Here is a 16,235-nt window from a genome sequence, read left to right as displayed (position 1 = left end):
TCACGGTAATTAAGGTATGCTTAACTTATAATTAGAGGGGTTGTATGCCAAGTTTTTTTGATAAGCCATTTGAGGAACAAGTAGAAAAAATAATTAGAGCGGGAGATCTAAAACTACTGCAGGCACTAATTGGTACAAGGGCACCAATTGGGTTATCATTATATTGTTCTAGCTTTTTTCTTACTAGAACAGTTATTGCACAAGCAAAGTATCAAGCATATAGTGCTCTGCTTAACGTGCTAACTGAATATCAAAAAGCAGAAAAAGAGATTTTTGCAGACAAAATAAGAAGGGATATAGAAAAACAAATAAGCGGTAATGAGGATAGATTACGCCAAAAAGCACTTTTGCCATTGTCAAGTAATAATTTAAAATCTCTAACTAATAATAGTTCTCTGATTTAAAAAGTTATGTTCAGGAAACAGATGTATCAAGTTTGTGTACTTTTAACTTACAAAAAGTAATTGAAATTTATCATAACTATATTTCTCGTGAAGAGGTAAAAAGCTTAGAGAGCATACTATTAAGAGCAAAAGGAATGGAAGATAAGTACTCGTATATAGAAGTCAAAAAATAAACTTACAGTATAATAGCAAAAGAGAAAAAGCACGTAATACAGTAAAAGACAATGAACCTCTATTACTCAAAATAAAGAACAAGACTTTTTTTGATAATTGGTATGACCAATTACTGCAGGAAGTTCTTTGTGAAGCAGGAAGGAATAGTAAGCATATACTACGTGAAGAGATAGTAAAGAGCAATTCTCCATACATGGAAGGGAAAATCAATAGTGCAAAGAGTAAGCTAGGTACTTCCTTTAATAAAGAAGCAGTTAGAAGAGTAATAAATAAATTAGTGAATGATTACCTTAAGATTTTACCAACTAGTTTTGGAGTAAAAGAATCGTTATTGTCCTACATGAAATGTGTTGATATTGATGATTATAGAGGAAGAATGGATTATGAGTCAGTAAATTGTAGAGTTATTAGTAGAGCTAATGAAGTGATCTTAAGTGAGTCAAATGAACAAAACAATCTGGGTGATGGAGTGGAAGGAGGTCTGCATTATATAGTGGACAATGTGCATGTATCTCTTTTTATTGAAGTAGAGCAGGAAATGTTGAATGAGATAGCAGGAAAGGCGGAAAATTATAGAGAAAGGGACAGTAAGAAGAAAGATTTAGAGTTGCTAGCTATATGCAATGGAGGAAAATTTCAAGATAAACGTTCTTTGCCAACAGATCTTGGTTTTTCGGAAATTGAACGTTTATATAAAGATATGTTATCGATAGCATTTAAATGGGGAGGGGAATTCGAAGCACACACACTATACGAGAGGTTATCATCATTTAACCCTTGTGTTTTTGTTGGGGCAGTGCTACTGGTAAGTGGTGTCGTATCACATATTATGAAAATGCATACTATAGCAGTAGTTGGAATAATTTCTGGATTGGCATGCATAAGCCTCGCGTTGTACGGTGCTCTAGAGCCGAGCACAAAGCTTGAAAAGGTAGAACAATCCTTCCAATCCAACGCAAGAGAGCATTCCTAAAAAACACAAACACCAATGATTTAGAAGAACCTCTCCATTAACTCAAAACTTAACCCTTCCCAACTTAGGCTACCTGAGTTCCTGAAGCCGTAGATTAACACAATTTCCGATTTGATCAACTTCAATATTACTAAGCGCTGTACTTGCCTTATAAGAACAGTAACACCATACTGCAAGAAAAGTTAACGCAGCCACGGTAAGCGAAATACATATTGCTAAATTAAACATCGTTAAACTTGCACCAACAGAAAACGCCCCAGACAACACAAGAGAAACAGAAGCATAGGTCATCTGCTTTCTACTATAAGTGCTTGCCATCAAGAGTTGAGACTTTACTGCTTTAAACTGTTCAGTAAGTTTAGTTGGGTTATCAGCCTTTTTACTATAACCTTGTGTCACATTAACTAGATCACCATTCTTTAAGTACATTTCAGCTTGGTCTGAGTTATCGAGCTCTTCTCTTCGTTTAACAGCCTCAAGCTCATTATACAAATTTTGTTCAGAGCGAAAACTTGAGATCTCGGTACTTAAGCTTTCTACAGCATCCCCTACTTGTTCACATTTTGACCTTAATTCCTCTAGTAACATACTATTTTCTGACAGCAATTCACCTATTTTTCTCTGCATTTCATCTATCTTTTGTCTCAACTCTTGTTCAATTTTGACTTCCTTATGATACCCGTTATTCGATTGAGTAACTTCTCTCGATTTGCTTATTTTTCCTATTTTTGTAGCACCACTTTTTTCCTCAGTTCGTTCTGGAAGGTGTTTGTAAAACTTGTTCATACCGTCTATTTCTTCCTTCAAATGCTTATTCTCTGCAAGCAACGTACCTAGACGTTCCTTTAGACTTTGCTGAGTACTACATTGCTCCTCTAGCTCTTTGTGTTTGTCACACAGAAGATTACCCAGCTCTTTACATTTACCAAGAAAATCCTGATTATCTTTTGCAAGCTGGAGTTTTTTTTCGGTTAATTGTTGATTTTTCTGATCTATAGAAGAATTAATTCTTTCTTCTATTTTCAATTTTGATTTTAAATCATAAATTTGTTGTAAGCAAGCTTCGTGATTTTCTTCAGACTTATCTTGTAGGCGATTTTTGCTACGTTCGTTGATCAGTTCCTCTACTACAGAAAGAAAATCTTTTAAATATTCTCTTATATCTTTTATCTTTTGACCTAACAAGGGAATACTTAGTTCTTCTATTATTCCTCTCATATCAATGAATACGCCAGCTATCAGTCTAATAAGTTCAGCCATTCTACTTGCACCCTTTAAATTCATCCTGTCACTAAGTTCGCTCTCATTAACTAGATATTCACTTATGGAAGACGGCTCACATAAGCTGATCTGTTTAGTCGGAGTACTTGTATTAATCCGATCCTCATCCAAGTTAGCAAATGGGTTGATGTCTAATATACCATCAATACCCGAAGTATTGAGAGCCATATTACTAGCCACAACTATTTCACTATCATTAAGATAATCTTGCTCTCGTCCCTTATTCGTGCTAGTTCCTGTTAGACTAGTAGATAAAATTTCTGGCTGTAAACCTTGTTCATCACTTTGAAGCCTAGTATCAACCTCACTGAGGGGAGTTAGATTATCATCCATTGAGCTACTGGGATTATCTTTACCGCTTTTTTGTGCTAAAGCTGGCATTTTAATAGTAGGTAGACCATCAAAAGGACTAGCTGTAATTAGACTTATTTCTTTAGATAATATTTCTAGGCTTTCTTTATCAATCATGCGCAGATAAAGTTCATAGATATCATGACTAGAGAAAGAAAGCCTGAACTCTAGGTTAGACTTTTTAGAAATTAGAATAATACTCCGAACATCAGTATGAGGAAAATTAATGCTTAACCCGCTATTGTTAGAGAGATTCTTTAATACCTCAATAATACTAACAATTCCTCTCGGAGGAACAGCCTTGTGGTCATCTGGAATTGTAACATACAAATCTCTAACCTTAATTGAAACTTTTTCGCTCTCAGTTAACAGGTTTGCTAAATTCATTAAAATTGAGTTTTCTGGAATAAAATAACTTTCAACAACAGTATTTTTATCTTCAACAATGGACTCATTCCAGTCATCAGTTTGTTCTTTACTTAACGATGATGTGCTTCCTTCAAGAGTGTGCTGACCAAAACGCTCCGTATGCTGTCCTTCAGTAGCTAACCCATCACTTGCACAGACCTGCCCATCCTTTGAGATATACCCTAACACCACACTCCCTCAATCTATAAATACATCATGTGCAATAATTAGCATAAATTAAGAGTCAATACAAGTATAATTTTTCATATTTTTTAGAGAGTTGTATTCTCCTACCGTAGCTTCATATGACTTTGAGCCTGCTATCATATACATTTTACCAGTATAATCTATTATATACTTAATTTTATATGTAAATTCTCAATAACCCTCATCTGCCAGGAAGATCATCTGCAGAACTGTGTCCTAAGTTGTCCTTTATACGAAGAACATCCTTAACTGATATAAGAGTATCTGGCCTCTGCGCACGATCATTCCATATGGCATACGATAAAACTACTGTGTCTCCATCGGTAATACGCTTATATCCTCTACATTGCAAATAACTATTTAACTGATTATTTGCCTCTTGTATTTTACTCTGTAGTTCGTAATCATCAGCAAACTTCAGCTCTTTCGCAATTGGATGAACACCACCTCTACTTTCTGCAGACCTTAATAACACCAAATCTATCTTCTCTCCTCCTCCCAACTGGAACTCTATAATTATCCTAGCTGGATTATCACAAGTATAAAACAATCCATGCAACACAGAATGAAACCCAACCTCTCGGGCATTATTTCTATTCACTACCCACTTTAACGTAAATAACACTTTGGAAATTGCTTGAAATAATGCCTTATGCCTATTGATATCTTGCCAGCCTGTATTCATCATAACATTTGCAGTGCTGTGTATATTACTAACACCACCTATTGTTAAAAGCTCACCTTGAAAAGACTGATTGCCCTTACTCTGTAGATAATCGGCAGGTGATTGAAATGGTGTCACATCAACTGCTAAACCAAGATCATCCTCATCTCTTCTCCTTGGATTCAACGTGCATGCTACTTCATATACTCTAGCATCTGGCCAACGTGACAAGTCTAGACCTTGTATGGGAAATTGGTGAGCTAACGCATGACGAACATCAAGCACAATAATTCTTTCTTCTCCTTGCCATAATGCCCGTAAAACCATAGTTAAGGCACGGTCCCGAACATTTACTTGTGCAACCCTTCCTTGCGGGCCTAGCATTTTATCGTTATCGTGGTAATTGAACAGGTATTTAGTTACATCTACCCAATTTCCTCCTGCTACCATAATCCTTTTTTTCGCAAATGCAGTACTTGCAAATGCAAATCCAGTCGTATAGGAAAACACTCTGCTATTAGTACCTCTTACGTCAGGTACGGCAGGTACACCAAAAGATGGATATAATAAATAATTTCTAACGTTCTCTCTAATCTCGTCTACAGAACCATTAAATAGCCTTTCCAATAAAGAAGACCCTTTATCCAGAAAGTCTTGAGTGCTAAGCCGCAAACGCTGATCCTCATCTAAATCAAAATTTAATCCAACACAGACAGCACTACCTGATGAAGTATGAATTGATATAGATGAGACAGGACATCTTATGACGTAATTTTCAGCTTGTTCCAATGCTTGATCAGCACTCTCTCCTCCAGCTTTGAGCTCGATTATAATAGGAACAGAATCCCTTAGCCTATCCACTCCACGTATAAGGAAAGTAATATCTGTATATCCACCTCCTACAAATAACTCAAGATAAATGCCAGCCGTGTGGCGATACCTAAAGTTCATCAAAAACCCTGACAGAAAGCCATGATAGTCTGACTCCTTGCCATTGAAATCTAGTACATGATTATATCTATTGTAGATGTCAATTATGTAATTGAAAACGTTCCTAATGGTAGCAAAAACATAATCTGCGTTATTACTTGCCAATCTTCCTAACAAATTTGATAAGTTACCTTGCTGCATAGTTCTGACAACCTCTTCAAAACCATCGCACAGAGATGCTGAATCTTGAGTAAATGCTTCATCTTCAGAAAATTGCTTACATCTTATTGCTTCCTCTTTTTCGTCTTCTCCTAGATTTTCTGCCCATACAAATATTTTATACTCTTCCCATTCTAATTCTAGTTTTCTTCTTTTAGTACCATCCCCCTGCAGTTTACGTTCTACCCACTGTTTCTCTTCTTCACTGAATCTTGAACCAATGCTGTTTGTCCTGTCAGCAATAGTGTAGCACCTTACTATTTGCCTGCCGTTTCTGTCTTCAGTTAAAATAGCAACCTTTAAATTTCCTTTTCTAGGGTTATCTGGATCATTGTCAAAACGAAAGAAAATTCTTTCACTGTCCTTTGCAATATCAGAATCAAATGCAGTAGCAAACATACCGAAAAAGAATGCAGGGAAAAAGCGATCCTTACCAACTGAATGCAGAAAAGATGGACATTGATCTAAAAAAGACTCGAACCTTTCTTCAAATTTCTGATATTCTCCATCTAGCAAACTTCTAACTAACCCTATATTTTCACCATTGTTATGCATAAAACACCTCTACTTACTATGACTAGACAAACCACTAACACCAGGAGATGCTAGTTCGGTACGGAGATCACTAGAAACACTTACTTCATAAAACAACTCCCCCATTAGCTTACTATAGGAAATATTCCTTACCATACCAGGCATACTAACCATTTTTAAGTCATTAACTACGTAATCTTTAAAACTTGCAAGATCTTCTGATGAACAATTCTCTTCTGCAAACCGTAAAATTTCTAATATCTGATCTTTTATTCCAACATCACCTCCAGCTTTATTTCTATTCCAATCTGTAATGAATGCAGCGAATACAGGTGTAACTAGAGCTTTATCATCGGAAAAAAGAACTAGCTTTTTATGCTCACTAAAGCGATTGCACCTCCAAATACCCATAATGGTTGACCTAGCTTGAGCACTTAACTCAGGATTTTCCAATATCACATTTGAAAGAGAGGAAAGTAGGAGTCCATAATCACGACCTGAAAGTATTTTATCTGTAGGCACCGAAACTTCTTCATAGCACAAGCGCTTTATCATATCTTGGACTGTATCAAGAAAACTCCACTTGATTAACCCATTAAGAAGCGAATATACTCCCTGATCTTTTTCTGATAATTTAACTAACAGCTCACGTTTTGTTGAGTCATCCATTTTATGCAAACAAAAATCCAAAACAGTAGCACGATTAAAGTTAGATTGAATAGAGGATAAGGTTATAACTGCATTAGTAACTTCCTCTTTTCTCTGTTGCTCACTCAAGAGATTATAGAAATATTCCACTCCCTGACTCCATTTAAAATCTACAGCTTTTCTGAAGCCACCTATATTACTGTATTCTTTTAATTTTAATTCTTCAGACTCTCTATCAATCCAAAAGCTGAACACAGGATCATAACTTTCCATGGAGTCTAGCAAATCATTTCTTATGTACTTGTCATTCACAGGATTACCCTCCATGTCTACTGCATCAGGAGAAACTCTACCTTTATAAGACTCAAATTGCTCTTGAAAGAGCGGATGAATTTTATCTACTACACAATACCTGCAAGCCATGTTATACCTACAGAATGGGTTATCTATTGCTTCTATCTTTTCTTCAGTGAGCTTCTGTCCTAAGATTGCATTATTTAATTTTGTATCTGACCAACAACTCTCATCACGAAACATTTTGTACAAGAATTGTAGCTTATCATCTTCTAGGTATTCTACCTGTCTAATGTAAGTTTTCACCCATCTTTCAATAGCTAAACGCCTTTCAGCAGCAGTTTTGGAATCTATATGTTCAATAACACTTTGTAACTTATTAAGTACTGTAGCATGACGTTCTGTCGTTCTTGGCATTGCACTCTCCATATAAAAATATTTATGGTATTATATAAAAGTTAGAATTAAATAGCTACCTATAATTACCAAGGATAAAAACTTTATGAAAAACATTTTCTATATTGAGCAGATACAAAAATTCTATTGGAATTTACAGACAATACCTTAATTTCTCAGCATCATAAAAATTTTAAATGTTTACTTTGTTTAAAAAGAAAATAGATCGTATATTTGTAAGAACAAGCCGCGTAAAAATAAGGTTATAAAAATAGAAGATTTAAATTGTTTCCATAAACTTAGGCAAAACAGTTCGTATGTAGATATTGATGAAATGGGCTAATATGGGTAGTTTTAGCGTATAGCAAAATCACTATATTAAAAAGTTCGTATGGTACACTTGGTAGACCAACTGATTCCAAAAAAAACATTTCTCACGCACGTTGTTTTGGGTTGCTGAAAGTGGTTATATTATTTAAGTTATTAATAATATATGTTGTTAAATTAACAATAACTTATTAAAGACTTCCATCAAAAATTATTTCAAAAAAAATTTAAATTAGGGGTTGACAAGTTTTAAAGATGGAGTACTATTCCTGAAATACATTAAATTTTTATGGTATGTAAGTGTGTAATAGCTAAGGTAGTTTTACGTTTGTTAGCGAGCTATGTTATGTGAAGGCATTCCAGAATTCTTATTTGAGGGAAGATGGTTTTTTCTGTGTTGCTTGAGGAAAGAAAAAAGCTCAGGGTAAGAGTAGCTTGCTATGGTGTAATTGCTTAGTTGAGTTAGGTAAGTTTTTGTAAATTTGGAGGGACAAATGACTTTAAACAATGATGATTTATTAATTAGTGCTGCAAGAGTAGGACGCCTTAGTGAAGTTAAAGAACTTCTTGAGAAAGAGGCTAATATTGAAGCTAGAGATAGCGATGGTTACACATCTTTGCATAGGGCTGCTGAAGGAGGTCATTTAGAGATAGTTAAATTTCTTATAGAGAAGGGGGCTAACATTGAAGCTAGAGATAGTGATGGTTACACATCTTTGCACAGGGCTACTGGAGAAGGTCATTTAGAGATAGTTGAATTTCTTATAGAGAAGGGGGCTAATATTGAAGCTAGAGGTGCAAAAAATGAAACGCCTTTAGGTGTAGCCTCTCGTGCAAGTAGATTGGATACACTCCAACTTCTTCTTAATAGAGGTGCTAATGTTAACGTTCAAGACGAAGATCAAGGAACACCTTTACATCACGCTGCTTATTTTGGTAAGGGAGTTGAGCTCATCATTGGTAAAGGTGCTAATATTGAAGCCAAGGACATAAACGATTGTACACCTTTGCACTATGCTGCATGGGGAGGTCAATTAGAAAATGCTAGGTTTCTAGTTGATAACGGAGCTAACATTAATGCTGTCTGTCATACCAATCGCAGAAAACCTATCCACGTTGCTGCTGTGTCAGGTCATGAAAATGTTATAGAGTTCTTCATCAGTAAGGGTATAAATGTTAACGATGTTGCCACTGGAAATGGTTGGACATCACTACATTATGCTGCTAGCGCAGGTAAATTAGATGCAGTTAAAACGCTTGTAGAGAAGGGGGCTAACATTGGAGCTAAAAATAAGGATGGTAAAAACCCTTTAGATGTAGCAAATCAAGATGGCAAATCACAAGTGGCAGGCTTTTTAAGGCCGTTAATGCCCACTACTACTCCTCCCACTACTACTCGCCCTCTTCGCAGAAGAAATTGCAACGGTTGGGATAAATTTTGGTCTCCGGGGTGGTGCGCAGAACTCGTTCGCCGCCGTCGCTCTATGGATCAATCCCACATAGAACCACCTTTCTCAACTAATTCTGATAATCAGGCTTTAGCTCCTAATATAACAAGAGCATTACCTTCACTAAATCTTGAATCAAAGATTAAGGGTTCTACGGAATCTCCAGCTTTAGGTGTACCGGAAGTAAACGCTGCTCTAGTAAATAACACAATAATATTAGGCATTTTAGCTGCTGGTCTGTTTAACAAAACACAACATAAGCAACCAATTCATGAAAACCTTTTGTCACCAAGAGAGCAATCGATGAGGTTAAATAACATAGATGAGGACATGATTATAAGAGCTATGCAGCAGAGTGAAGAATTTGGAGATCCTGATACTAAGATGGATGAAGTGAAAATTAGTGGTAATAAGACTGGGATGTGTAGGAGGTAAATAGTTAATATGCCTCTTACGGAGATAAACAAAGTTAGAGATTTAAGACTGAGGTGAAATATTAATTTCTTAACTTCTGAATTTCATCTATCGAAAGGCCGGTAATTTGAGCGATAACATCAATAGAGACACCGGCCTTAAGTGAATTTTTAGCCACTGCTATTTTAGCCTGTTGTTCACCCTCTTCTCTGCCTTTTTCATGTCCGATTAGGATGGCTTCTCTATTTATGAGCTGTATTAGCTGTGGTATTGTGTAGCAGATTATCCAATCTGGTGCTTCTCTGCCATTTTCCCACTTAGCAAATCTCATCTTTTCCTTGAGATAATATCTCCTATAAGCTTCCACAGCACTGCTGCATTTATACTGATCCGGCAGTGCTTGTATAAAAGCTTGCATATCAGTTGATCGAAAAATGAGTAAATCCTTATTACTATCACACCAATTTATTATTTCCTCTGATTTATGCTTCCTTTTGTATCGCCAAGTGTACTCTTTACATAATTCTCTTCCGTACTCTATCAACCAACAAAAGTTCCCTTTCGATTGCCTAGCCCATAAAGAACAAGGATGATTGCTGTGAGTGAGTTTATATGGAACTGCTATATTCTGATCTGTGGTACTGACAAAAGGATTTGGCGCTTTTAATGCTATTGAAAAAACATTACTTAATAATTGAGCAGTTTCTAATGGCATTTTTACTATATGCTTATCACATAACATTTGCGCCGCAATTGCTGGGTTTTCATCTAGTACAAAGATGTTCATCACACCCAAAGATAGAATTAGCTTAAGTCTTTGACTTCGTTAACTGTAAGACCAGTAGTTTGAGCTATAATATCAATAGAAACACCTGCTTTTAGTAGATTCTTTGCGACCTCAATTTTCTCTGCTTTTCTGCCTTTTTCATGTCCGATAAGGATGCCTTTTTCAGTAGCATCATCAAGTTTTTGAGCGAGGACAGCCTGTTCATCAAGAATACGTTTTATTTCCTGTTCATAGGCAATAAATTCTTTTTCTGACCAGTTAAATCTATTTAGCTCTTCATAGGCCTTTTTAATTATTACATCACTACCTATTATTTTTTCCAGCTCTTCTTCACTAGTCTCATCTGCATATTTAAAGAAGTAGATCCATTTTTCAACTATATTTGAAAGCTGATCCTCTTTGGTTTTTGGAAATTTTGGCAATTCAATAAATATGAAGTAAAAATCTTTTAGATCGTGTTCATTAGTATCTTCATCCCGAATAGTATGCTTTGATTTATACTCAGACTTGTCCGGAAACAGTATACAATCTGCTATAGCAATAAAGATAATTTCCTTAAGGTCTTGGTATTGATCACCTTTATCAGCTTGCCTTGAGTAAGCTTTAGCAGCATAGTATTGGGCACGTTTTTCAAATCCTTTTGTTTTAGCGACCTGCATCTCGCAAACGTACTGAATACCTGAAGAATCTCTACAGAGGACATCAACAATACTTTGCTTTTTAGAGGCAATATCAGGGTCTTGAATAGTACTTAAAAACTCTATATCCTGTATTGCATTTTTGCCAGTAAAACCCAGAATATCATTGAGGAAGTGAATGAGGATATCTTTATTCTTTTCAGTACCAAAGATACGGCGAAAGGCGACATCATTTTTTGGATCGAGGAACTTAGAAAGAGCCATAATAAGAGTACCTAAAAAGCATTAATAATTATACACAATTCTGAAGAAATATTCAACGTTTTTATTTTTAGGTAAGATTCAAGAGTGTTGATGAAAAAAATGTCTCCCATAGATGACCCTAGAATGCTACTACGCACCTTAAATGTCCTTTTATACATCTTTTATCAACCCTTCTGTAAAGTGCCTAAAAAGGCCAGCAAATGGATGTCATGAATTTGGAGCTGTAGGAGACATCAAAGATACGCTTTTTGGTGTGGGAGCCTAATAAAAATACGAGCGTAAAAACTCAATTACCTAACACCGTGAGATTAACCTCCCACACCCTTGTTATAAATAACTCAAAAATAGTATTCAATAATTTTTAGTGGAAAATTTTACAATTGAAGTTATATCTGAGTAAGTATGAATACAAAAAAAGTAGTAATGTACACTGGCAAACGAGGAGGCGGATAAGCTTGCCAGAAAGGAAACTAAAAAGCTGAAATATAGGAATCATGAGATTCAGAAACCACTAAAAAAGAGACATAAATTGAAGACCATGGCAATATAAATTTTTGCATGATTTTCAATTAAAAATTCTATAATATAGCGTGAGCATTTTCAACAAAACGTAGGCAGGATATGTTAATACAACTTCTATCTAAAACTTCTGAACAACTGAAGGAGCATTGTACATTATTAAGTAGTGAGGAAAAGCAAAGTCTTTATAGCAAGGTGCTAAATGAAGTTAAAAATACACCTAGAGATTCAAGAGAAGGTATAGACCAGCTAAAGAAATTGAGTAAAGTGGCTGTTGCGATAGAAGAAACTACTGATAGTAAGTTACTAGAAAAGTTTAATGATGGTCATCCATTAAGAGAAATTAATATTGCCTATGCTTCTGGAGAAGCTACAAACTATTTATTTAGCCTTAGTGATTCATCAGAACTGTATGATTTGGAAGAGAATAGAGAAAAGCACTTTATCAGGCAATCAAATCAAATGATAGAGAGTTAGTAAAACATCTGCTAATGATTCTTGTGGCGGGTGATATAGAGATTGAGTTTTTTAAGGAATTAGAGATGTTGCTGTCAGGAGCATATGAAGAATTAAAGGAAAAATTATCGCAGGATATGAAAAATTATCTAGAAAAAAATATAAGTTTAAAACGCTTTGTGTGTAGCAATGTTAACATATTAGTAGCCGAGCCTGTTGATGTACCCATACGCGTCAAGTTAAGGAAATAAAGGTATGAAAGAGATAGAATAATAAGGTATAAGTTCTCCCAGATATACTTTTAGTGAGAGAACCAATGAATAAAATAACTTGCTTATCAAAAAAGCTCAAAGAATTTTTTAATGAAAAAGCAGAGAAAATCTCAATTACAACAAGGTTTATAAAAAGAAAGAGAAAGCTAAAAGGTTCATCATTCGTAAAAGCCATGGTCTTGGGTAATATAGGAGTTGATAATTGTAGCGTAGAAACAATGTGTCAATTACTAAACGAGGACTCGATAGATATAACAAAACAAGGTTTGGATTTTAGATTTACTGAAGAAGCAGTGGAATTTATGAAAAGGATGTATAATGAATCTGTGATTCTCTTTAAAAATATCTTGCAAGTTGATTGCAAAATCTTACAGCAATTTAATAGTGTTAAATTATTGGACAGTAGCTATATTACTCTACCTAACAGTATGGAAGAGATGTATAAAGGTTATGGTACTAGCTACAGTGGCTATGAAAGCAATACTAAGTCTGGAATAAAGTTACAATTAGTTTTCGATTACATGAATCAGATAATAGACCAACTTAATTTAACGGAGGGAATAAGATCAGACCAGGGATATAGGAAACATTTAAGTAATATATCAAGCAATGATTTGCTAATATCTGATCTCGGTTATTTTGTGCCAAGTTCTTTTAAACAAATCAATGAAATAGGAGCTTATTTCATAAGTCGTCGATACCAACGTATATGATGTAGAAACAAATCAAAAAATGGAATTATTAGAATGTTTAGAGATTTTTAGAAAACGAGGTATTGTTAGGAAAAGAAGCAAAAATTAGAGTAAGAATTATATGTCAGAAACTAACTGAAGAACAGTCTATGGCCAGAAGAAGGAAAGCTAATAGATTAGCAAGATCGCAGGGATATACATCCTCTAAAAGAAATCAAAAATTGTTGAACTGGTCAATATTTATAACTAATGTTCCAGAAAATAAAATTAGTGCTGAGCAAGTATTAACGATTTACAGAGTAAGGTGGCAAATTGAGTTATTATTTAAATTGTATAAAAGCCATATCAGGCTTGATAAGCTAAAAGGAAAGCCATGCAGAGTATTATGTGAACTATATGCTAAATTGTGCGCAATTCTTATATTTCACGGCATAGTTGGTTGCACAGAAGTGAAAAAGAATACAGAACTTAGCTTAACAAAGGCATTTATTGAGCTAAAAAGGCGGGTTAGAGAGTTATTTTTAGTATTAACCAAAATTAATAGTTTAAAAGCATTTCTTAAAAAACTCACTATAACTTGGTCGCGATTTTCATTAAAAGACAAACGTAGAAGGGCTAGAGTATCCACTTTAACCTCTCTAAATTTGCTCACAATCTCTTAACTTGACGCGTATGGTTCAAAAAAGTGTGTCAAACCAAAAAAAAAGTAATAAATTGATATAAAAAAAATGGAGGTTTGACAATGAGTCAGAAAGTAGTAAACAGAACTACCGGTTTGGTAGATTACAAAGAACTGGAAGCAAATATACTGTCATCAATAAGGGAAGGCAGACCATTAACAGGAAGGGATGGAGCATTTACACCATTTATAAAAAAGCTGCTGGAGGCAAGTTTGGAAGGTGAAATAGAAAATCACTTATTAGCTGAAAGTGAAGAGAGGGTTTGGTTGGAAGAAGTGGAGTAGCGAATGGATATACAAAACGCTGGGTCTATATTCAGACTACAGAATAAGGTATTACAAACCGAAAGCATCACCAGCACAATATGTTATAAACTTTGGTAAAGAATCTGCTAGGAAAGCGTAGTGCGGATGCTGCGTTTGACGAGGCGGGAGCTGGAAACGTTAACATGGGAATTTGGATTGAGGCCTATTGTGAAAACAATGGATCAGCCACCAAACCCTAAAGTAGGCGCGCCAGTTCTTGACCCTACATATTTTTTTGAAGGTTAAATCCAGCTTAGGGTCGAGAAACTTAGATAAAGCCATAGCCAAAGTGTTTAAAAATATTAATAATTATACACACAATTATTCAACCATATTTTTGAAGATAGCTATGCCGCCGCGGTATCTCTTAGCCGCTAACAAGTAGCGGGATGACGATTGTTGGTAAATCTAAGTCAGTTTAGCTATAGGCAGCAATTTTCTGTATTTATTTTAAATTGAAGGAAGCTCAAATGAAAGATCATGTTTTGCTAAAAATCACAGAATGCAGTCTAACAGTGAACGGTTACGCTTTTGATCAAAAATGTTGTATAGTACACAATCAATTTTTCTGGATCCAAGTAGTCAAGGCACTGCCTTTGTGTTTGAGGCAAAATCGGCTATAACACTTAACATACTGCCTTTGCAAACAAATGTTCGTACAGTTATGTGTCAGCTACTTGCATGACGCCATTGCCTGAACGGGTACCAATGATTACCTATCAATCTCACCAAAAACTATATCGAGTGAGCCAATAATTGCTGCAACGTCAGCAAGCATGTGTCCTTTTGCCATAAAGTCTAAGGCTTGTAAATGCGCAAAGCCAGGTGCTCTTATTCGGCACCTATAAGGTCTATTGGTACCATCTGAAACTATATACACTCCAAACTCACCTTTTGGTGCCTCAACAACTGCGTAAGCCTCACCTTCTGGTACGTGATATCCTTCTGAATAGAGCTTAAAATGGTGAATCAGAGCTTCCATAGATTTTTTCATCTCTGCTCTTGACGGTGGAGAAATTTTTCTATCTTCAGTTTTTATTTGCCCTTCAGGCATTTTCTCTATGCACTGCTTCACCAAACTGATAGATTGCCTAATCTCTGCCATTCTAACTAGATAACGGTCATAACAGTCGCCATTTTGGCCGATCGGTATATCAAAATCTAGTTGATCATATATCTCATATGGCTGGCTTTTTCGCAAATCCCAAGCAAGCCCAGCAGCGCGCAACATTGGGCCACTAAAGCCCCAATCAAGTGCCTGTTTAATTGATATTTCACTAATTCCTACAGTGCGTTGCTTCCATATCCTATTTTCTGTTAAAAGTTCATCAACATCGTCTATATATTTTGGAAATTGCTCTATAAACTTTGCAATATCCTCAATCAAATCTTCTGGAACATCTGCTGCAATTCCACCTGGCCTGATGTAAGCTGCGTGAAACCTTGCACCTGAAGCTCTTTCGTAAAATTCCAGTATTTTTTCTCTTTCTTCAAAGAGCCATAAAAGAGGGGTCATTGCTCCAACATCAAGTGCTTGAGAAGAAACGTTCAGTAAATGATTTAGTATTCTCGTCAGTTCACAAAACAAGACACGTAAATACTTTGCCCTAATTGGCACTTCACATTGCAACAATTTCTCCACACAAAGTGAATATGCATGCTCTTGTGACATTGGTGATACGTAATCAAGGCGATCAAAATAAGGCAAAGCTTGAAGATACGTTTTATGTTCTATTAATTTTTCAGTACCGCGGTGCAAAAGCCCAATATGGGGATCTGCCCTCTCGATCACTTCACCATCCATCTCTAAAACAAGACGCAACACTCCATGTGCAGCTGGGTGCTGAGGTCCAAAATTTAACATCATTGTCTTTAGATCGGGCATGTCCAGTAGTTTAAGATATTAAAATTGTATAGGCTAAAGTGCGCTCAAAGTCAATAAACTTCTTG

12 protein-coding genes and 2 pseudogenes are annotated in these 16,235 nt (G+C 35.7%); 8 read left to right on the top strand and 6 right to left on the bottom strand.

Translation table 11 applies throughout. From position 1 onward, the window contains the following. Positions 1-44 precede the first annotated feature (44 nt). Together OPR28_RS01440 and OPR28_RS01435 are read left to right on the top strand one after the other, a co-directional pair. A complete protein-coding gene (locus OPR28_RS01440; protein WP_265023344.1) occupies positions 45-404 on the top strand; it encodes a hypothetical protein in 360 nt (119 codons plus the stop codon). Between the two features lie 367 nt (positions 405-771). After that, positions 772-1,551: a hypothetical protein gene (locus OPR28_RS01435; RefSeq protein WP_265023343.1), complete on the top strand. Its 780-nt coding sequence runs from the start codon at positions 772-774 to the stop codon at positions 1,549-1,551. Between the two features lie 69 nt (positions 1,552-1,620). Here OPR28_RS01435 and OPR28_RS01430 read toward each other — a convergent pair whose 3' ends face one another. The 3 genes from OPR28_RS01430 to OPR28_RS01420 form a co-directional block, all read right to left on the bottom strand. Then, positions 1,621-3,780 carry a TomO hydrophobic C-terminal domain-containing protein gene (locus tag OPR28_RS01430; protein ID WP_265023342.1) on the bottom strand — a complete coding sequence of 720 codons (2,160 nt, stop codon included), beginning with the start codon at positions 3,778-3,780 and terminating at the stop codon, positions 1,621-1,623. A 199-nt stretch (positions 3,781-3,979) separates the two neighbouring features. Continuing rightward, complete coding sequence (locus OPR28_RS01425) at positions 3,980-6,166, bottom strand: hypothetical protein (protein WP_265023341.1); 2,187 nt, start codon at positions 6,164-6,166, stop codon at positions 3,980-3,982. Between the two features lie 9 nt (positions 6,167-6,175). Continuing rightward, positions 6,176-7,516, bottom strand: a complete 1,341-nt coding sequence (locus OPR28_RS01420) for a hypothetical protein (protein WP_265023340.1) — start codon at positions 7,514-7,516, stop codon at positions 6,176-6,178. Positions 7,517-8,304: 788 nt separating this feature from the next. Between OPR28_RS01420 and OPR28_RS01415 the strand changes: the two genes are divergently transcribed. Continuing rightward, positions 8,305-9,693 carry an ankyrin repeat domain-containing protein gene (locus OPR28_RS01415; RefSeq protein WP_265023339.1) on the top strand — a complete coding sequence of 463 codons (1,389 nt, stop codon included), beginning with the start codon at positions 8,305-8,307 and terminating at the stop codon, positions 9,691-9,693. A gap of 61 nt (positions 9,694-9,754) precedes the next feature. Here the strand turns inward: OPR28_RS01415 and OPR28_RS01410 are convergent, their stop codons facing one another. Next, the gene (locus tag OPR28_RS01410) at positions 9,755-10,459 is read right to left on the bottom strand and encodes a pyrimidine dimer DNA glycosylase/endonuclease V (protein ID WP_265023338.1); all 705 of its coding nucleotides are present in this window, start codon (positions 10,457-10,459) and stop codon (positions 9,755-9,757) included. A gap of 17 nt (positions 10,460-10,476) precedes the next feature. Then, complete coding sequence (locus OPR28_RS01405) at positions 10,477-11,361, bottom strand: Rpn family recombination-promoting nuclease/putative transposase (protein WP_265023337.1); 885 nt, start codon at positions 11,359-11,361, stop codon at positions 10,477-10,479. Between the two features lie 621 nt (positions 11,362-11,982). On the opposite strand from OPR28_RS01405, the gene OPR28_RS01400 reads away from it, so the two are divergent. The 5 genes and pseudogenes from OPR28_RS01400 (at position 11,983) to OPR28_RS01380 (ending at position 14,970) form a co-directional block, all read left to right on the top strand. Next, entirely contained in the window at positions 11,983-12,357 is a 375-nt protein-coding gene (locus tag OPR28_RS01400) for a hypothetical protein (RefSeq protein WP_265023336.1), read from the top strand. 14 nt (positions 12,358-12,371) lie between these two features. Next, positions 12,372-12,587, top strand: a complete 216-nt coding sequence (locus OPR28_RS01395) for a hypothetical protein (RefSeq protein WP_265023335.1) — start codon at positions 12,372-12,374, stop codon at positions 12,585-12,587. A 65-nt stretch (positions 12,588-12,652) separates the two neighbouring features. Continuing rightward, positions 12,653-13,962: pseudogene (locus OPR28_RS01390) on the top strand (IS4 family transposase). A gap of 80 nt (positions 13,963-14,042) precedes the next feature. Continuing rightward, positions 14,043-14,237: pseudogene (locus tag OPR28_RS01385) on the top strand (IS256 family transposase); the annotation flags it as partial. Positions 14,238-14,826: 589 nt separating this feature from the next. Next, a complete protein-coding gene (locus OPR28_RS01380) occupies positions 14,827-14,970 on the top strand; it encodes a hypothetical protein (RefSeq protein WP_153296793.1) in 144 nt (47 codons plus the stop codon). A gap of 27 nt (positions 14,971-14,997) precedes the next feature. On the opposite strand, the gene OPR28_RS01375 is transcribed toward OPR28_RS01380, so the two are convergent. Continuing rightward, positions 14,998-16,170: an NADH-quinone oxidoreductase subunit D gene (locus OPR28_RS01375; protein ID WP_010962676.1), complete on the bottom strand. Its 1,173-nt coding sequence runs from the start codon at positions 16,168-16,170 to the stop codon at positions 14,998-15,000. Positions 16,171-16,235: the final 65 nt, after the last annotated feature.

It is taken from the genome of Wolbachia endosymbiont (group A) of Epistrophe grossularia (genome assembly GCF_947251435.1).
GTDB lineage: Bacteria > Pseudomonadota > Alphaproteobacteria > Rickettsiales > Anaplasmataceae > Wolbachia > Wolbachia pipientis.
Note: the sequence above shows the minus strand (reverse complement) of the source record. Positions and strands in the feature narration are given on the sequence as shown.